Origin of the sequence: Terrabacter sp. 2YAF2 (assembly GCF_052114705.1) — a bacterium.
Lineage (GTDB): Bacteria > Actinomycetota > Actinomycetes > Actinomycetales > Dermatophilaceae > Terrabacter.
This window is the reverse complement of record NZ_JBFRFG010000004.1, coordinates 101,603-120,347: the sequence shown is the minus strand read 5'-3', so window position 1 is coordinate 120,347 and position 18,745 is coordinate 101,603. Positions and strand designations below refer to the sequence as shown.

The following is an 18,745-nucleotide window of genomic DNA, read 5'->3' as shown; positions in this document are numbered from 1 at the left end:
TCGGTGATCTCCCACGTGACCACCCAGGGAGCGGAAGGTTTCGGGATGCGGACCCGGACGGGGACGCCCCACAGCGACGTCTACGCTGACGGGGTGAACACGAGGACCGTCTCCGCCGATGCCGGCCTCGAACCCGATGACGGGTCCGAGGCCCTCGCTGCCCTCACGGCCGCGGCCGCCGAGCTCGAGGCCCAGCAGCAGCCTGCCTGGCCCGACACGGCTGCCCTGGCCGAGGTGATCGAGACGCTCGCCTCGTACCCGCCGCTCGTCTTCGCGGGCGAGTGCGACATCCTCACCGACCGCATGGCCAAGGCCGCCGTCGGTGAGGCCTTCGTCCTCCAGGGTGGCGACTGCGCCGAGACCTTCGCATCCGCCACCGCCGACAACATCCGCGACCGGATCAAGACGATCCTGCAGATGGCCGCGGTGCTGACCTACGGCGCGTCCGTGCCCGTCATCAAGATCGGGCGCATGGCGGGGCAGTACGCCAAGCCCCGCAGCTCGACCGTCGAGACCCGTGAGGGCGTCACGTTGCCCGCCTTCCGTGGCGACATGGTCAACGACTTCGCCTTCCACGAGACCGCCCGCATCCCCGACCCGCAGCGGCTCGTCCGCGCCTACCACGCGAGCTCGGCGACGCTGAACCTCGTGCGCGCCTTCACGACAGGTGGATTCGCCGACCTGCGGCACGTCCACGACTGGAACCGCGGCTTCGTCGCCAACTCGGCCAACCAGCGCTACGAGAAGATCGCCAAGGACATCGACAAGGCCATGCGCTTCATGTGGGCCTGTGGGGCCGACTTCGACGCCATGCGCACGGTGGAGTTCTACGCGGCGCACGAGGCGCTGCTGCTCGACTACGAGCGCCCGCTGACGCGCATCGACTCCCGTTCCGGTCGCCTCTACGACACCTCGGGCCACTTCGTGTGGGTCGGGGAGCGCACCCGCCAGCTCGACGGCGCGCACGTCGACTTCGTCTCGCGGATCAGCAATCCGATCGGTGTGAAGCTCGGCCCCAAGGCCGACATCGACGAGGTCCTGCGGCTCATCGACAAGGTCGACCCCAACCGCACACCGGGGCGCCTCACCTTCATCACGCGGATGGGGGCCGGCACGATCCGCGACGCGCTGCCGGCTCTCGTGGACAAGGTCACGTCGTCCGGTGCCACGGTCACGTGGATCTGCGACCCCATGCACGGCAACACGTTCGAGAGCCCCTCGGGCTACAAGACGCGTGACTTCGAGGACATCGTCGAGGAGGTCCGTGGCTTCTTCGAGGTGCACCAGTCCCTCGGCACGATCCCCGGCGGCATCCACGTGGAACTGACCGGCAACGACGTCACCGAGTGCCTCGGCGGCGCGGAGAAGATCATCGACTCCGACCTCGAGAAGCGCTACGAGTCGGTCTGCGACCCGCGGCTGAACCACCAGCAGTCGCTCGAGCTCGCCTTCCTCGTCGCCGAGATGCTCGGCCAGGCCTGACCGGTGGTGGCGACGAGCCCGTTCAAGGCGGACCTGCTCAGCGACACCCTGACCCGGCCGAGCGAGGCCATGCGCGAGGCGATGGCGCGGGCCGAGGTCGGTGACGACGTCTTCGGTGAGGACCCGACGCTGCGCGCCCTCGAGGAACGCGTCGCCGCGATGCTCGGACACGAAGCCGGGCTCTTCACCCCGTCCGGCTCGATGGCCAACCAGCTCGGTGTGCGGCTGCACGTGAAGCCGGGGGAGGAGCTCATCGGCGACTCCCTCGCCCATGTCGTCCGGGCCGAGCTCGGCGCGGCCGCCGTCCTCTCGGGCATCTCGTCGCGCACCTGGGTGTCCGAGCGCGGGCGGTTCCGTTCCGATGACGCCGCATCGCTCATGATCACCGGCGTCGGCCCCTACCAGGTGTGCACGTCGCTCGTGATCGTCGAGAACACCCACAACTTCGGCGGCGGCACGGTGCAGTCCCTCGAAGAGATCCGTCGGGCGCGCGAGCTGACGCGCGAGCGTGGCGTCGCGATGCACCTCGACGGTGCGCGGCTCTTCAACGCCCACGTCGCCTCGGGCGTGCCGGTCAGCGACTACGGACGGGAGTTCGACACCGTCTCGATCTGCCTCAGCAAGGGCCTCGGCGCCCCGGTGGGGAGCGTCCTCGTCGGCTCGGCCGACGCCATGGCCGAGTCGCGGATCTGGCGCAAGCGCTTCGGCGGTGGCATGCGCCAGGCCGGAATCCTTGCTGCCGCAGGTCTTTTCGCGCTCGACCACAATGTCGACCGCCTCGCCGACGACCACGCCCGTGCCCGACGGGCGGCCCAGGCGATGGCCGAGGCGGCTCCCGGCTCCGTCGACCTCGCCACGGTCGAGACCAACATCGTCATCGTCGACGTGGCCGCGGTGGGTTGGACCGCCGCAGCTTTCGTCGACGCCGCCCTCGCCGCCGGGGTGAGGACGTATGCCGTGGGGCCGGGTGCCGTGCGCCTCGTCTGGCACCTCGACGTGGACGACGCCGGCACCGACGTCGCGGTCGACGTCCTCACCGCGCTCCTGCGTTCGGCACCCGCCGCCTGAACACACGACGCCAGCTCCGCCCGGGTGGAGTTGTCGTGCGGTAGGGGGCGCTTCGGGCTGCGCTGGCTCCGCCCGGGTGGAGTTGTTGTGCGGTAGGGGGCGGTTCGGGCTGCGCGAGCTCCGCCCGGGTGGAGTTGTTGCACGGTAGGGGGCGGTTCGGGCTGCGCGAGCTCCGCCCGGGTGGAGTTGTTGTACGGGCGGCCGGTCAGACCTCGTGGTGGAGGACCTCGGCGGGCAGCTCGCCCGGGCGTCTGCGAGCCAGGAGCTCGACGGCAAACATCGCCGTGAGCACGAGGGCTCCACCGAGGACCATGCGCAAGGTTGCGGTCTCGTCGCCGAGCGTCACGGCGAAGGACGCGGCGAAGACCGGTTCGACCGTCATGATGATCGCGGCCCGGGTGGCCGGCATGTGCGCCTGCGCCCACGTCTGCACCCACAGGGCGAGGATGCTCGCGAAGACCACCATGTAGAGCACCGTGCCCCACTGTGCGGGGGTGCTCGGCAGGACGACACCGCCGGGGAGGGCCCCGACGATGCAGAGCACCGCGATGACGAGCATCTGCACGACGGACAGCCCGGTCGCGATCTCGGAGGCGCTGTGACGGCCCAGTCCCACGATGTGCAGCGCGTAGAGGGCGGCCGCCAGGAGGGTGATCGCCTCGCCGACACCGACCGACAGGCCGTTGAGGGACAGGAGTGCGAGACCCCCGGTCGCGAGTCCCACCGCGGCCCAGGTCGACCCAGGCACGCGCTCGCGCAGCAGCACGGCGGTGAAGACGGGTGTGAGCACGACGTAGGTTCCCGTGACGAAGCCCGACACGGAGGCTGGTGTCGTCGCGAGCCCCTGGGTCTGGAAGATCTGGGCCAGTCCGTAGAGAGCGCCGAGTCCCATGCCGACGAGGACCTGCCGACGACTGAGGGCGCGAACCGGTCGCCAGAAGATCATCAGCATGACGACGGCGGAGAGGGTGAAGCGAACCGCGAGGAAGTCGACCGGTGGGACGGCCTGGACGAGGTCGCGGATGAGGAAGAACGTCGAGCCCCAGACCGCCGTGAGGGCGACGAGCAGCAGCGTGGCGAGGCGCGTGCGCGCCGACGGTGTCACGAGGTCGGCTCAGACGATGGTCAGGACGATCGTGCTGCCCTTGGGCGCGGACTGGCCGCCCTTGACGCTCTGGCTCTGGACGAGGTCGAGAACGGCTCCGAGCAGCCCCGTCTCCTTCTTGACCGTGAAGCCGAGGTCGGTCAGCGTCTTCTCCGCGTCTCCGGACGAGCGGGCGACGACGTTGGGCACCTGCACCATGACCGGCCCCTTGGACACGACGAGCTTCACGGCGTCGCCTCGGTGCAGCGTGCCGCTCTCGGGTGACTGCGAGACGACCTGCCCGGCGGGGACGGTGTCGCTGTTGACGTCCTGGCCGCGCTGGACCGTGAGGCCGGCCTTGGTGATGGCCGCCGACGCTGCGTCGAATGCCGTGCGGGTGACGGTGGGCACCTCGATCGGCTCTCGTCCCTTGGAGACGACCACGGACACGGCGGTGGCGCGCTTGACCGACGCGTTCGAGGGCGGGTCCTGGGAGACGACGACCCCTGCGGGTACCGTCTCGCTCCAGGCCTGCGACTGCTCCCCGAGCCGGAGCGTCAGTGGCGAGAGCGCCGACCCGAGGTCTCCGGCCTTGAGCCCGACGAGGTTGGGGACGGCATACCGTTCCTGGCCCTTGGACACCACGAGGCGCACGGTCGAGCGCTTGCCGAGCTCGCTGCCTGCGGTCGGCTCGACCCGCAGCACGACGCCCTTGGCCTTGACCTCGGAGAACTCGCCGGTGGTGTCGACCGAGAGGGAGGCCTGCCGCATCGCGCCTTCAGCCTGCGAGATCTGCTCGCCGACGACCGCCGGCACGACGGTAGAGCCGCCCGGGCCGGCCGTGAACCACCAGCCACCGAACGCGGCGCCCGCAAGGACGAGGGCCGCCGCGATCCACAGTGGCAAACGCCGTCGAGCACCGTGGCCGTGGTGGCGGTCGATCGGCATGGCTGCGGTGTGCTCGAGGAGTGGGCCGTCGTCATCGTCGTGGACGGACAGACCAGCAAGTGCGGAACGACCGAGCTCGGTGGGGTGCGTGCGGTGGGTCTCCGGGCGAGCATCGGCCGCGCCGGAGCGGGATGACCGGTCGGCGGTCGACAGCCGCGTCGTCGCGGAGGTGGGCGCCAGCCCCGCGGTGCTGTCGGGGTCGGGCACGGCGGCGCCGCGGTGGTCGAGCTCGGAGGGGGACAGGCCGCGCCGGACCTCGCGCAGGGCCGTGACGAAGGCCGTCGCCGACTCGAAGCGGTCGTCCGGTTCGACGGCCGTGGCGCGTGCCACGAGGTCGTCGAGCGCAGCCGGGATCTCGGGCACGAGCGTCGACGGGGCGACCACCCCGCCGTGGACGTGGTTGTACGCGATCTGGATCGGCGTCCCGCCGGTGACGGCCTTGCGCCCGGTGAGCATCTCGAAGAGCAGCAGGCCCGCTGCATACACGTCACTTCGCGTGTCGGCCACGCCACGCTCGACCTGCTCGGGGGAGAGGTAGGAGACGGTGCCCAGCAGGACGCCGGTCTGGCTGGTCGTGGCCTGGTTGGTGATGGCACGGGCCAGGCCGAAGTCGGCGACCTTGACCTCGCCGTCACGGCGCACGATGACGTTCTCGGGCTTGACGTCGCGGTGGATCATGCCGGCCGCGTGCGCGGCCCGCAGCGCCAGCAGGATCGGCTCGAGGATGGCGAGCGACTCTCGGGCCGTCAGCGGCGACTCCTCGTGGATGACGTCGCGCAGGGTCTTGCCCTCGATGAGCTCCATCGCCAGGAAGACCTCGCCGGCGTCCTCCCCCTGGTCGAAGACCGCCACCACGTTGGGGTGGTTGAGGCGGGCGGCGGACCGGGCCTCGGCGCGGAACCGCTCCACGAAGACGGCGTCGGTGGCCAGGCCTGGCCGCATGATCTTCAGGGCCACCTCGCGGTCCAGGCGCCCGTCGAGCGCCACGTAGACGGAGGCCATGCCTCCGTCTGCGAGGTGGGAGAGGATGCGGTACCTGCCGTCGATCACCCGACCGACGAGGGCGTCCGCCACGCTGGACGTCACGGAGGGCAGTTTACGGGCAGACGCAACTCATCCCGTGCAGGCCGGCCGCGGCGGGGCCGCCAGGAGCGCGCGGTCGCGCTGCTCAGAGGCGGTCGTAGATGGCGAGCACGTTGGCCACGTAGCTCTTCGTGTCGTCGTACAGGCCCTTGGTGCGGACCGAGTAGATGCCCTGGTAGTAGCCGGCGATGGCCTGCTCTCGCGAGTCGGCGCTGGCCTGGAGGGCCCGGATGATCAGGACGCCGCCGGTGATGTTGTCCTGCGTGTCGTAGCGGTCGAGCGAGCGACCCGCGAGCTCGGAGGCCCACGTCTCGGCGACCGGCATGAGCTGCATGACGCCGACGGCGTCGGTGTAGGACACGGCGCGCTGGGAGCATCCGGACTCGAGCGAGGCGATGGCGAGCGCCAGCTTGGGGTCCACGCCGTGGCGAGTCGCCGTCGCCCGGATCATGGCCGTGATGTCGCTGCGGCCGGGGACGTCCATGGCGGCGAGCTTCGCGGTGCTCTCCGCGACGGCCTGCGCCGTCTTGCTGGGGTACTGGTAGCCCGACGGGGGAGTCGGGGCCGGGGTGTTCTCGGCCGAGGACCCCGCACCCGGGACGGTGATCTTCTGCCCGACGTAGATGAAGGAGGAGCTGCCCAGCTTGTTGGCCGAGAGCAGTTTCGTCAGGGAGACCCCGTAGCGCTGCGCGAGCGCGCCCATAGTGTCACCGGCGCGCACGACGTACGTGGCGTCCCCCGCGGACGGCTTGGCGGGACCGGGAGTCGTCGTGGAGGCGGAGGACGCGGGGCCGGGGACGAGCAGCTTCTGCCCGGGCTGGATCAGGGCGCCGCCGCCGCTGAGCTGGTTCTTCTCGACGATCGCCTGGATCGTCGAGCGGTGGGCGATGGCGAGGTCCCAGAGCGTGTCGCCCGGGCGGACCGTGACGGTCTCCCACGGCGTGGCGGCGACGGGGGCGACGGTGGCGTGGGCGGGCAGCGCGAGCGCGGCGACGTCGGCGAAGGGCATGAGGGGGAGTCCTTTCCTGGGGCCCGAGCTGAGTGAGAGACGTGGAGGGGCGGTCGGAAGGGTGCATTCGAGTGCGGGGATGGTCTGGTTCCACGGGAGCCGGGGCTTGCTCTAGGGCGAAATGTGACGCTTGTGAGCCATGTGGCGTCTGTGACCATAGCGCACGGTTGTGAACTAAAGCGTAAATACACCAGTGTAATTCGTTGTCCTGGTCGTTCCCCGCCCACCTGCGTCGGCGGTTCCGGACGGGTGGATGCCCGAGGGGTGATCGAGGGAGTTCGCGAGCCGGGCGCCCACGGTGGCAGACTCTTGCACCGTGAGCGAGACCCCTGAATTGCAGCCCGTCGAGTCCTCCACCCGCGACCTCGAGTCGCTCGTCGGGGCGTGGTTGACCGTGCCCGACGCCGCTGGGCGGCTCGGCGTGCCGCTGTCCCGCGTGCGCCAGCTCATCGCGGACCGGGAGGTCCTCGCCGCACGCATCGGCGACCGCCGCGTCGTCGCCATCCCCGCCAAGTTCTTCGGCGAGACCGGCCCCCGCCCCGAGCTGCGCGGCACCTTCACCGTCCTCGCCGACGGCGGCATGAACGACGACGAGATCATCGAGTGGCTGCACACCCCGGACGAGACGCTGCCCGTCGAGGGCGCGCCCATCGACGCGATGTTGGCCGGTCACAAGACCGAGGTCCGGCGCCGCGCGCAGGAGCTCGCCTTCTGAGACCTCCGAAGACGCTGCCCCTGCCGGGGTGACCGGGCCAGGCGACCGACGAGGTATGCCGTGTGGCGCAGTCCCAGCGGTCGCCAGGGCGAGCGCCGGATCGGGTGTCAGGACCGCCGGGCCGTCGAGACCGCGACGAGGGCCTCAAGCACGTCGAGGGCGGGCGCGTCGTAGGAGCCGGTTTCGCGGGCCCGGTCGAGAGCGCGGCACGCGTCGTCGGCCAGGGCGGTGATGAGGTCCTCGACCCGGTCGACGGCGCCGGTGTCGACGAGCACCCGCCGGATGGCCTCGACGCCCTCGAGCTCGAGGTCGTCACGGCCGAGGAGGCCCTCGACGATCTCGCGCTGGGAGTCTGACGCCGCGTCGAGAGCATGCGCGACGAGGACCGTGCGCTTGCCCTCACGCAGGTCGTCGCCGGCCGGCTTGCCGGTGGCCTCGGGGTCGCCGAAGACGCCCAGGAGGTCGTCACGCAGCTGGAACGCCTCGCCCAGCGCAAGGCCGTAGTCGGACAGGGGTGCGAGAGCGCCGTCCGGAGCGCCGCCGACGAGCGCACCGATGAGGAGGGGGTGCTCGATGGTGTACTTCGCGCTCTTGAAACGGATCACCTGGCGGGCCGAGGCGACCCGGGCCTCGAGGTCGAGGCCGTCCCAGCCTCGAGCCGACTCGAGGAGGTCGAGGAACTGGCCGCCCATCAGCTGCGTGCGCATCGTGTCGAAGAGCTGACGTCCGCGTGCCAGCTCCTCGCCGGGCAGGCCGCACGTCGCATACATCTCGTCGCACCACGTGAGGCACAGGTCACCGGCCAGGATCGCGGTGCCCTCGCCGAACCGGTCGGCGTCACCTGCCCAGCCGCGCTGCTGGTGCAGCGAGGCGACGGCGCGGTGGGCGGACGGCATACCCCGTCTCGTGTCGCTGCGGTCCATGACGTCGTCGTGGAGCAGCGCGGCGCCCTGGAAGAACTCCATGCTCGCGGCGAGGCGGACGAGCGCGTCGGAGTCGGCTCCGCCGGCGGCGCGGTAGCCCCAGTAGAGGAACCCGGCGCGCAGGCCCTTGCCGCCGGTCAGCAGGCCGGACACGGCCGACACGAGCGGGGCCGTCTCGTCACCGATCGCGGCGAGCGACTGCGTGGCCCCGGCGATCTGCCCGTCGATCGCGTGCTGCACCCGACGGCGCAGCACGTCGAGGTCGGTGGGGGTCTGCACGGGGTCCTCCATCGAGTCGCGGAAATGGTGGTCAGCCTACGCGGCGCGCCGGTCGCACCGTGAACAGCCCACACGACCTGGACCCGCTCGGCCTAGGGTGTGCGGCATGGCACACGGCACGGCATCCTCGATGGCGCGGGCGGAGCGGTTCACGCGATCCATCCCGGCGATGATCGAGGCCGACACCCCGACGTTCAGCTTCGAGTTCTTCCCGCCCAAGGACGACGCCTCCGAGGCGCAGCTCTGGGACGCCATCCGCCGCCTCGAGAAGGTCTCGCCGAGCTTCGTCTCGATCACCTACGGCGCCGGGGGCGGCACACGCGGCCGCACCGTGCGCCTCACCCAGCGCGTCCTCGAGGCGACCTCGCTGACGCCCATGGCTCACCTGACGTGTGTCGGCCACTCGGTCGCCGAGCTGCGCAGCATCGTCGGGTCGTATGCCGCCGCCGGGGTCCGCAACATCCTGGCCCTGCGCGGTGACCCCCAGGGCGGGCTCGGCCAGCCCTGGGTCGCGCATCCCGAGGGCCTCGACCACGCCGACGAGCTCGTCTCCCTCGTGCGTAGCCTCGGCGACTTCACCGTGGGCGTCGCGGCCTTCCCCGACGGCCACCCCGAGTCGGGCGACATCAGTGAGGACGCCGAGACCCTCGTCCGCAAGGAGCGCGCGGGTGCGGAGTTCGCCATCACGCAGATGGTCTTCGACGTCGACAACTATCTCCGGCTGCGTGACGAGCTCGCGCGACGCGGCTCCCGGCTCCCCGTCGTCCCGGCGATCATGCCGATCACCAACGCGCGCCAGGTGGTGCGCATGGCGCAGCTCGCGGGCCAGCCGATGCCGGCCACGGTCACCGACCGCCTCGAGCGCCACGGCGACGACGCCGCCGGCGTGCGCGCCGAGGGCATGGCCATCGCGACCGAGTCGTCACGCCGGCTGCTCGACGAGGGAGCACCCGGCATCCACTTCATCACGATGAACCGCTCGTCAGCGACGCTCGAGGTCTTCGGCAACCTCTGAGGCACCGGGCGAGCCCGGTGGTGGCCGGGGACGACCGAACGGCCGACCCCCGGAAAGGGCCGGCCGTCCGGTTCGGTGGCGCCGGGTGGTCAGCTGCTGGACGGGGTGGTCGTCGCCGTGCCGCCGGGGGATGCCGGTACCTCGCCCTGGAGTCCCTGGAGTCCCTGCTGGCCCTGGGGGCCGTCGCCGTCGTGGTCGCCGCCATGCCCGCCGGGCCCGCCCGGGCCGCCCTCCTGGACGGCCGTCACCGCGAAGGACGCGTTGACCTGCACCGTGATGTGGGTGCCGTCGGCGCGCACCATGTGCGCCTCGTAGACCCCGTCCGAGTCGGTCTCGACCCGCTCGATCGTCGCGGTCGGCTCCTTGGCCTTGGCGGCCGCCGTCACCTTGGCGGCCGTGTCGCCCGTGAGCAGCTTCTCGTCCGAGCGCATGGGCTTGCTGGGGTCGGTGTTGCCGTTGCCGGTCATGCCCGGGGTGCGTGCACCCTCGCCGGCCTGCCCGTAGGCGCCGCTCGTCGTGGTGCCGGTGCTGCCCGTCTCGTTCGCGCTGGCGAGAGCCGCCCCGCCGAGCGCGAGGGCTGACGCGGCCACGATCCCGGCGCCTGCCAGCGCGATGGTCTTGTTCTTCATCCGTTCCACTCCTTCGATGGGCTGGCCTCGTGCCAGCTGTGTCCACCGTCGGCGGCAGCGCTGTGGTCACCCCCTCGCCCGCGTGGGGACGTCCTGTGAGCCGGGCGCCGACCTGTGAACGGCACGGCCCCCGGGGCCACCGCGAAGGGGGCCGGGGTCAGGTCTGCTGCTCGAGCCGTTCGTCGGCGCGCGTCCTTCGAGAACGCAGGGCGCGCCGTTGGACCGTCGGTGCGTCGCGTCCTCGGTGCTCGGACGGCGCGGCGATCCCCACCCGCTCACCCCAGGCGTCGTAGCGACGCTTGTAGCGGCGGATGCGGGCGGCCAGCTTGTAGACGAGGAAGGCGCCGAGCAGGAGCAGGAGCAGGGCGATGGCCGCTGCCCACCACGGGTGCGCGATGGCGAGGGCCGTGACCCCGGTGACCGTGACGTCCTCGGTGGTGCTGACGAGGACGTTGCTGGCGGGCTCGGGGGAGGTGTTGACGGCGGCCCGCAGCCCGGCCTTGATGCCGTGCGAGATGAGGGCGGTGACGCCGCCAGTGGCGGCACCGACGGCCGCGTCGAGGGAGGCCGTGTCGTGGCCGATGAGGTAGCCGATCGTGGCCCCGACCGCCGGTCTGACGACCGTGTGCACCGAGTCCCAGACGGAGTCGACGTAGGGGATCTTGTCGGCGAGCATCTCGACCGCGAAGAGGATCCCCGCGCCGATGAGCACGTCGGTGCGGGCGAGGGCGTTGGGGATCTGGCTGAGACCCCAGATCTTGTCGGCGAGCCCGAGGACGAGCACGACCGCGTACGCGTTGATCCCGCTGCCCCACCCGGTGGTGAAGGCCATGGGGATGAGCTCGGCGCCCACGACACCCCTTCGGTCGTGCGCCGGTCGCTGTGCGCCGGTGCGTCTGCTGCTGGGCCGGACGGCCGAGCACAGGTCCAACGTCCGCGACGCTCCCGCATTCCCGGAGACCGCGCAACGGGACGCGCGCAGCCGGCAGGCAGCGGAAGGGGCCCGATCCATGAGCGGACAGGACCCCTGCACCTCTCCGTTCGCGGACCGGACCCGCTGGCCCCACTCTGCCGACGGCCGAGACGCGCGGACCTGAGCACAACTACTCAGATTGGTCCGGATCGTGACGGAACGGGCCCGGGTGCGGGCCTTCGCGCAAGGTCGGCAACGGCCCGTGGACCGTCTTGACAGCCTGTCGGCGGCAGGGGTTAGGCTTCGAGTGTCGAACAAGTGTTCGAACAGCAATGATCAGTCAGGTTGTCAGTTCAGTCGTCGGTTGGTGTCGGACCGCTCGTGTGGGGCGCGGGTGGTTCGGGTCGTGATGTCGGCCTCGACGTGTCCGAGGGAGACGTGTCGTGGTGCGTAGGTTCAGTGACTCCGTGCAGGTGAGAGTGCGCGAGCGGGAGCAGTCAGGGGCGGTTCAGTCAGGGGCGGTTCAGTCAGGGGCGGTTCAGTCAGGAGCGGTTCAGTCAGGGGCGGTTCGGCAGGCTCGGACTGCGGGGAGGTCCGAGTCGGTCCCGGGACCCCTCCAGGCCGGGTCCCTCGAGTCGTCGCCCGAGGCGTTCATCTGGCGCGGACGCCTCTACGTCGTGCGTGGCGTCCTGGCGCACTGGCGCGAACGACGGGCGTGGTGGCGCGACGCGCTCGAGGCCGACGAGGCGCAGGTGCGTCCCGGCGAGATGCTCGTCGCAGCAGCGAGCGAGCAGCACGTCTGGCGCGTCGAAGCGAGCCCCGGCTGGTCGTTCACGCCCGGGGTCTATGACCTCGCCCATGACGAGTCCCCGCACGGCGACCGGTGGTCGCTCGTCCGGGTTGCCGACTGACCATTCCCGGTTCGGAGAAAGAGGAGACCACCGTGACCGCCGCCCACCTGCGCCGCCCACCCATCTCGGTCGCCGTGCTCGACCTGCTCGAGCGGGCCCGTGTGACGCTCGAGTCCGCGTGCCGCACCACCGAGGCTTCCGAGCGCTACCGCGACGCCCACCTCGGTGCACTGCGCGCCGCTGCCGCCCTCGTCGCGGCCCGGACCGTCCCCACGCCGCGAGCGCGCCCCCGCAGCGTCTGGCAGGTGCTGCCCGGCGTCGCGCCCGAGCTGGGGGAGTGGGCCGCCTTCTTCGCGGCCTGCTCGGCCCACCGGTCGGTCATCGACCGGGGCGGCCACATCAGCGCGCGCGAGTCCGACGACCTGCTGCGCCAGGCCGAGATGTTCCTCGAGATCGTGCAGGACCTGCTCGGTGTCCCGCTCACGGTCCCCCTGCCGCAGTCGATCACGCCCGTCTCGAGAAGCCGGGCGAGCGGGGCGTGACGACCAGCATGACCACCAGCATGACCACCACCATGACCAGCGGCGCCGCGGGCGAGAGCTTCGTGCACCTGCACGTCGCCTCGGGCTACTCCATGCGCTACGGCACGGCCAGGCCCCACCAGCTCGTCGAACGGGCGGCCGCCTTCGGCCAGCCGGCTCTCGCCCTGACCGACCGCGACGGACTCTACGGCGCGGTCAAGTTCGTGCGTGCGTGCATGGAGCACGACATCGCCCCGATCCTCGGTGTCGACCTCGCCATCGGGCCCGAGCAGCCTGAACGCCAGCGTCCCGCGCGCACCCCGGTGCGGGGTGGCGCGCTCGTCGACCCGCGGCTGCCTCGCGTCACGGTGCTGGCGCGTGGCAGCGGCAGCGGCCTCGCGCCGGGCGCGGGATGGGCAGCGCTCTGCCGGCTCGTCACCGCAACCCACCTGCGCGGTGAGCGCGGCAACCCCGTCACGACCGCGAGCCTCGTCGCCGAGCACGCGCGCACGTCGCCCTCCTCGCCCTCCTCGCCCACGTCGCCCACGACGGAGGACGACGGACCCGGCGGCCGTGGCGGACGGCATACGTCACCGGTGGCGGACGGCGGCCCCTCTCGCCTCGTCGTGCTCCTCGGACCCGACTCCGACGTCGGTCGGGCGGTGCTCGCCAAGCGTCGGGACCGCGCCCGAGCGGCCCTCGAACGCTGGATGGCGCTGCTCCCGCGGGGCGCCGTCGTCGTCGAGGTCGTGTGCCACGGCGGACCGGAACACCAGCCCGGCAGCCTCGGCCAGGCTGCACGCATGCTGGCGCTGGCCCGAGAGGTCGGCGTGCCGAGCGTCATCACGGCAGCGGTGCGCCACACCGACCCCCAGGACGCCGCCATCGTCGATGTCCTCGACGCCGCCCGCCGGCTCGTCGCCCTCGACGCCCGCCACCTCGACCGCGTCACGACGGCCGGGCACCTCTCGCCGACCCCCCTGATGCACGCCCTCGCCCTCGACATCGTGCAGGTCTCCGGGCCCGGTCTCGTCGGCGGCGGGTCACGTGCCCGCGAGCAGGCACGCGAGCTGCTCGCCCGCACCACGGCGCTCGCCGCCGAGTGCGTCCAGGACCCACGAGCCGACCTCGGCATCGGCTCGGTGCACCTGCCCGAGCCGGGCATCCTCGGCATCCGGCCCGGCACCAACCCGCACCGCGTCCTCGCGCGCCGGTGCCGCGAGTCCATCCCGACCCGCTATCCCGGCCGCTCCGAGAGCGAGCTCGTCGCGGTCAGCGACCGGCTCGAGGACGAGCTCGGCGTCATCGAGACGCTCGGCTACGCGACCTACTTCCTCACCGTCGCCCAGGTCTGCGACCTCATCCGTGAGATGGGGGTGCGGGTCGCGGCCCGGGGGTCAGGCGCAGGGTCGCTCGTCAACTACCTCCTCGGCATCTCCGGCGTCGACCCTATGCGGCACGGCCTGCTCATGGAGCGCTTCTGCTCACCGCTGCGCGCCGAGCTGCCCGACATCGACATCGACGTGGAGTCCGCCCGCCGCACCGAGATCTACGAGCGCATCCTCGACCACTTCGGCGGCGACCGCGTCACGTGCGTGTCGATGATGGACACCTACCGGGTGCGGCACGCGATCCGCGACGCCGGCGCCGCGCTCGGGCTGCCGCCGCCCGAGGTCGACGCCATGGCCAAGGCCTTCCCGCACATCGCGGCACGCAACGTGCGCCATGCCCTCGCCGAGCTGCCCGAGCTGCGGGCGAGCGGTCTCGACGTGCCGCGCCTGCAGCTGATGTTCGACATCGTCGAGCGGCTCGACGGGCTGCCCCGGCACATCGCCCTGCACCCCTGCGGGGTCGTGCTGTCCGACTCCGTCCTGCTCGACCGCACCCCGGTCGAGGCGAGCTGGCTCGGCTTCCCGATGAGCCAGTTCGACAAGGACGACGTCGAGGAGATGGGCCTGCTCAAGCTCGACGTCCTCGGCATCCGGATGCAGTCGGCGATGGCCCACGCGATCGACGAGGTCGAGCGTGTCGACGGCGACCACATCGACCTCGACGACGAGTCGCAGGTGCCCTTCGACGACGAGCCGACCTTCGAGCTCGTCCGGTCGACGAAGACCCTCGGCTGCTTCCAGATCGAGAGCCCCGGGCAGCGCGAGCTCATCGGCAAGTTCGGGCCGCGCAGCTTCGACGACCTCATCATCGACATCTCGCTCTTCCGGCCCGGCCCGGTCAAGAGCGACATGATCATCCCCTTCCTCAACGCGAGGCAGGGGTGGAAGGACCCCTCCTACCTCCACCCGACGCTCGTGCCCGCACTCGAGGAGACCGAGGGTGTCGTCGTCTTCCACGAGCAGGTGCTGATGATCGTCGCCGAGACGACCGGCGTGACCCTGGCCCAGGCCGACGAGGTGCGCCGTGCGCTCGGCACCCCCGACGGACAGAAGCGGATCGAGGCGTGGTGGCGCCCAGCGGCCCGGGCCCGCGGCTACGCCCCCGACGTCGCCGACAAGATCTGGGAGGTCCTCAAGGCCTTCGCGTCGTTCGGCTTCTGCAAGGCCCACGCCGCAGCGTTCGCCCTGCCGACCTACCAGTCGGCCTGGCTCAAGACGCACCACCCGGCCGCCTTCCTCGCCGGGGTGCTGACCCACGATCCCGGGATGTACCCCAAGCGGCTCATCCTCGACGACGCCCGTACCTTCGGCATCGCGATCCTCGGCCTCGACGTCAACGTCTCGACCGGCTCCTACCGCTTCGAACGCACCGACGACGGCGGCGAGGCCATCCGGCTCTCGCTCGCGGACGTCCACGGCATCAGCGAGGCCGAGGTCGCGCAGATCGTCGCCGGCCAGCCCTACTCCAGCCTCTCCGACTTCTGGCAGCGCGCTCACGTGTCCCGCCCGATCGCCGAGAAGCTCGTGCTGGCAGGGGGATTCGACTCCCTGCACGACATCGACCTCGGGGGGCCGTCACGGCTCGACGAGAGCGGGTCCGGCGTCGTGGGCCGCACCCGGGGCGGTCTCGGCCGTCGCGGACGGGTCACCCGGCGCGACCTGCTGCTCCACGTCGCCGAGCTCGACCGGTGGTCATCGTCACAGCGCTCGTCGCGCCGGTCCTCCCGGCGGGTCTCGGCCGCGAGCCGGTCCTCGGGACCGGCCTCGACACGGGGGCGGGTCACGTCCGTCTCGGCCACCGGCGACATCCGGGCGCTCGCGGCCGCGCAGTCCCAGGCCTCCGCGGGAGCGCCCGGGCACATCGCGACGCAGCTGACGCTGGACCTCGGCGACACGCCACGGCTGTCCGCGACGAGCGGGCTGCCCGAGATGACCGGTCCAGAGCAGGTCCGGGCCGAGCTCGAGGTGCTCGGCCTCGACGCGAGCGGCCACGTCGTCGACTTCTACGGTCCGCTGCTCGACGCGCTCGGCGTGACCCGGGCGCGCGACCTGCTCTCCGGACGCAGCGGTCGCGAGGTCCTCGTCGCCGGGGTCAAGGTCGCCACCCAGACCCCGCCGATCCGCACCGGCCGCCGCGTCGTCTTCCTCACCCTCGACGACGCCACGGGCCCGGCCGACCTCACCTTCTTCGAGGACGTCCAGGGACCGTATGCCGCCACCGTCTTCCACTCGTGGTTGCTGCTCTGCCGCGGGGTCGTGCGACGCACCGGTCCGCGCGGCGTCTCGATCCGGGCCACCGGCGCCTGGGAGCTCTCGGCCCTGCAGGACGCGTGGACCTCGGGCGGCATCACCGCTGTCCGCGACGCGCTCGACGCCGCCGACCGTGCGGCGTGGGAGCGGGCCACCGCCCTCGCCGGTCCCGACGGGGCTCCGGCCGGGGTGGGTGAGGGCCCGGAGGGGCGGCGCGTGCTCGTCCACGCCTCGGGGTTCAAGCAGTCGCCGTACGCCGACATCAAGCCGGCCGGCGACGACGTCAGAGGCCCCCGAGGCACGAGTCGGCTCGTGCCCACCGAGACCGTCGGTGGGCCGCCACGCAAGCTGTGGCACGCGAGCCCGGGAAGCTCGGGGCACTAGGGTGAGGACGCACACGAACCACACGCAGCACCACGCGTACCACGTTCCCAGACGGAGGATCCCGTGCCCGACGAGCAGCGCCCCCAGCGACGTGGAGGGGTCCGGCCGTCGGCGGTCGTCTCGGCCGTGGGCCGCATCGCCGACGAGTGCAGCACCCGCCTCGGCCGTCCGCTCGAGGTGCTCGACCTCGGCGGTGGCACCGGTGGCGTCGCCGTCCCGCTCGCCGAGGCCGGGCACCACGTCACCGTCGTCGACCCCAGCCCCGACGCGCTCGCGTCGCTCGGTCGCCGGGCCCACGAGGCCGGCATCATCGATCGCATCACCGCGGTCCAGGGCGACGGTGACTCGCTGGGCGCCGTCCTCGCCGATCGTCGCGTCGACCTCGCCTGCTGCCACGGCACGCTCGAGTTCGTCGACGACCCCGCCGCCACGCTCCACGCCATCGCCCAGGTCCTGGGGGAGGGCGGCGTCCTCTCGCTGCTCGTCTCCGGTCGGCTGTCCGTCGTCTTCGCCAAGGCCATCGCGGGCGAGTTCGGGCAGGCGCGCGCGGCCCTCGTCGACCCGTCCGGCCGCTGGGGCAGCACCGACCCGCTCCCGCGTCGTTTCGACGTCGAGCAGCTCGAGACCCTCCTCGCCGAGGCCGGCTTCACCGACGTCCGGGTCCGGGGCACCAACATCCTCGGCCACCTCGTACCGGCCTCGCTCATCGACTCCGAGGCCGATCGCGCCGCTCTGGCCGAGCTCGACGACCTGCTCGTCTCCGGCCCGGGACGCGAGTTCCTCCGAACCCTCGGCAATGCTCTCCACGTCGTCGCGCGTCGCGACTGACCGGCCGGCGACCGACCGGGCCGTGGTGAGTCCGTCGCACCGTCGGGTGGTCCGACGATGAGCCGCCGCCAGTTCACCGCACCGACCCGGCGGAGCGCCGAGCCGCCCGACGACACCGGCTGCACCGTCCTGCACGTCGACATGGACGCCTTCTACGCGTCAGCCTCGCTCATCTCCCGCCCGGAGCTGAGGGGTCGACCGGTCATCATCGGCGGCGCGAGCGGTCGCTCCGTCGTGCTCTCGGCGACCTACGAGGCGCGCGCCTTCGGAGTCACCTCGGCCATGCCGATGGCGCGTGCCCAGCGACTGTGCCCGCAGGCGGTCATCATCGAGCCCGACCACCGTCGCTACGCCGCCATCTCCGAGGCCGTCATGGCCACCTTCGCCACGATCACCGACAGCGTCGAGCCGCTCTCGCTCGACGAGGCCTTCCTCGACGTGTCCGGGGCCGTACGCCGACTGGGACGTCCTACCCAGATCGCCGAGCAGTTGCGCGACACCATCGCCGACGAGCAGGGCATCACGTGCTCGGTGGGGGTGGCCTCGACGAAGTTCGTCGCCAAGCTCGCCTCCAACCTCGCCAAGCCCGACGGGCTCATCGTCGTGCCCCGCGAGGAGGTCGTGTCGTTCCTGCACCAGCTGCCGGTCGGGGCGATCTGGGGCGTCGGCGACAAGACCGAGGAGCACCTGCACCGTCTCGGCCTGCGCACGGTGGCCGACCTCGCCCACACTCCCGTCGAGACCCTCCAACGGGCCCTCGGTGACGTGGCGGGCCGTAGCCTGCACGACCTCGCGTGGGGCCGCGACCCCCGGTCGGTCGTGCCCGAGAGGCGCGAGAAGTCGATCGGCGCCGACGAGACCTTCGCCCACGACATCGACGACCCGGTCCGCATCCACCGCGAACTGCTGCGCCTCGCCGACCGGACCGCTGCCCGGGCCCGGTCCGCCGGCATGATGGGACGCACCGTGTCGATCAAGGTCCGGTTCGCCGACTTCACGACGATCACCCGGGCCAGGACGCTGCGCCACCACACCGACGTCTCCCGCGACATCTTCGCCACGGCCCGCGAGCTCTACGACCGGCTCGGCCTCCAGCGGGCCCGGATCCGGCTCGTCGGCGTCCGCCTCGAGGGCCTCGTGCCGTCGGCCGTGGCCCCCATCCAGGCCACCCTCGACGAGCCCGAGCACGGGTGGCGCGAGGCCGACCGAGCCGTCGACCGGGCGAGCGCCCGCTTCGGCGCGGGATCAGTGCGTCCAGCATCACTCATGCCTGACCGGACCTCGGGTTCCCAACGCGAGCGGCGCGACCTATCCTGAGGGAAACAAGTCCGTGTCGGTCGGTTCCGGCATACGATTAAGGCACAGTCGATTT

15 protein-coding genes are annotated in these 18,745 nt (G+C 71.9%); 9 read left to right on the top strand and 6 right to left on the bottom strand.

The genetic code is table 11. The features are described 5' to 3' along the window. Nucleotides 1-45: 45 nt before the first annotated feature. Nucleotides 46-1,482: a class II 3-deoxy-7-phosphoheptulonate synthase gene (locus AB4030_RS05910; protein WP_442278269.1), complete on the top strand. Its 1,437-nt coding sequence runs from the start codon at nucleotides 46-48 to the stop codon at nucleotides 1,480-1,482. Nucleotides 1,483-1,485: 3 nt separating this feature from the next. Next, complete coding sequence (locus tag AB4030_RS05905) at nucleotides 1,486-2,550, top strand: threonine aldolase family protein (RefSeq protein ID WP_442278268.1); 1,065 nt, start codon at nucleotides 1,486-1,488, stop codon at nucleotides 2,548-2,550. A gap of 205 nt (nucleotides 2,551-2,755) precedes the next feature. Here the strand turns inward: AB4030_RS05905 and AB4030_RS05900 are convergent, their stop codons facing one another. From AB4030_RS05900 to AB4030_RS05890, 3 genes are all read right to left on the bottom strand, one after another. Beyond that, nucleotides 2,756-3,655, bottom strand: coding sequence for a DMT family transporter (locus AB4030_RS05900; protein WP_442278267.1), 900 nt, complete (start codon nucleotides 3,653-3,655; stop codon nucleotides 2,756-2,758). Nucleotides 3,656-3,664: 9 nt separating this feature from the next. Continuing rightward, a complete protein-coding gene (gene pknB, locus AB4030_RS05895; protein WP_442278266.1) occupies nucleotides 3,665-5,668 on the bottom strand; it encodes a Stk1 family PASTA domain-containing Ser/Thr kinase in 2,004 nt (667 codons plus the stop codon). A gap of 82 nt (nucleotides 5,669-5,750) precedes the next feature. Then, complete coding sequence (locus AB4030_RS05890) at nucleotides 5,751-6,674, bottom strand: LysM peptidoglycan-binding domain-containing protein (protein ID WP_442278265.1); 924 nt, start codon at nucleotides 6,672-6,674, stop codon at nucleotides 5,751-5,753. A gap of 316 nt (nucleotides 6,675-6,990) precedes the next feature. Here AB4030_RS05890 and AB4030_RS05885 point away from each other — a divergent pair, with 316 nt between their 5' ends. Continuing rightward, nucleotides 6,991-7,389, top strand: coding sequence for an Rv2175c family DNA-binding protein (locus AB4030_RS05885; protein WP_442278264.1), 399 nt, complete (start codon nucleotides 6,991-6,993; stop codon nucleotides 7,387-7,389). A 107-nt stretch (nucleotides 7,390-7,496) separates the two neighbouring features. On the opposite strand, the gene AB4030_RS05880 is transcribed toward AB4030_RS05885, so the two are convergent. Continuing rightward, nucleotides 7,497-8,591 (bottom strand): polyprenyl synthetase family protein, encoded by a 1,095-nt coding sequence (locus AB4030_RS05880; protein ID WP_442278263.1) that lies wholly within the window; start codon nucleotides 8,589-8,591, stop codon nucleotides 7,497-7,499. A gap of 106 nt (nucleotides 8,592-8,697) precedes the next feature. Between AB4030_RS05880 and metF the strand changes: the two genes are divergently transcribed. Further along, nucleotides 8,698-9,606 (top strand): methylenetetrahydrofolate reductase [NAD(P)H], encoded by a 909-nt coding sequence (gene metF, locus AB4030_RS05875; protein ID WP_442278262.1) that lies wholly within the window; start codon nucleotides 8,698-8,700, stop codon nucleotides 9,604-9,606. An 89-nt stretch (nucleotides 9,607-9,695) separates the two neighbouring features. Here metF and AB4030_RS05870 read toward each other — a convergent pair whose 3' ends face one another. Both AB4030_RS05870 and AB4030_RS05865 read right to left on the bottom strand, forming a co-directional pair. Next, the gene (locus AB4030_RS05870) at nucleotides 9,696-10,235 is read right to left on the bottom strand and encodes a hypothetical protein (protein ID WP_442278261.1); all 540 of its coding nucleotides are present in this window, start codon (nucleotides 10,233-10,235) and stop codon (nucleotides 9,696-9,698) included. A gap of 157 nt (nucleotides 10,236-10,392) precedes the next feature. After that, nucleotides 10,393-11,088: a DUF4126 domain-containing protein gene (locus tag AB4030_RS05865; protein ID WP_442278260.1), complete on the bottom strand. Its 696-nt coding sequence runs from the start codon at nucleotides 11,086-11,088 to the stop codon at nucleotides 10,393-10,395. Nucleotides 11,089-11,591: 503 nt separating this feature from the next. On the opposite strand from AB4030_RS05865, the gene AB4030_RS05860 reads away from it, so the two are divergent. From AB4030_RS05860 to dinB, 5 genes are all read left to right on the top strand, one after another. Further along, nucleotides 11,592-12,059 carry a DUF6504 family protein gene (locus tag AB4030_RS05860; protein ID WP_442278259.1) on the top strand — a complete coding sequence of 156 codons (468 nt, stop codon included), beginning with the start codon at nucleotides 11,592-11,594 and terminating at the stop codon, nucleotides 12,057-12,059. A 32-nt stretch (nucleotides 12,060-12,091) separates the two neighbouring features. Beyond that, nucleotides 12,092-12,541, top strand: a complete 450-nt coding sequence (locus tag AB4030_RS05855) for an SAV_6107 family HEPN domain-containing protein (RefSeq protein WP_442278258.1) — start codon at nucleotides 12,092-12,094, stop codon at nucleotides 12,539-12,541. A 20-nt stretch (nucleotides 12,542-12,561) separates the two neighbouring features. Beyond that, nucleotides 12,562-16,545 (top strand): DNA polymerase III subunit alpha, encoded by a 3,984-nt coding sequence (locus AB4030_RS05850; protein ID WP_442278257.1) that lies wholly within the window; start codon nucleotides 12,562-12,564, stop codon nucleotides 16,543-16,545. Nucleotides 16,546-16,608: 63 nt separating this feature from the next. Next, entirely contained in the window at nucleotides 16,609-17,373 is a 765-nt protein-coding gene (locus AB4030_RS05845) for a class I SAM-dependent methyltransferase (protein WP_442278256.1), read from the top strand. A gap of 57 nt (nucleotides 17,374-17,430) precedes the next feature. Next, entirely contained in the window at nucleotides 17,431-18,690 is a 1,260-nt protein-coding gene (dinB, locus tag AB4030_RS05840; protein WP_442278255.1) for a DNA polymerase IV, read from the top strand. The last annotated feature ends 55 nt before the right edge of the window (nucleotides 18,691-18,745 follow it).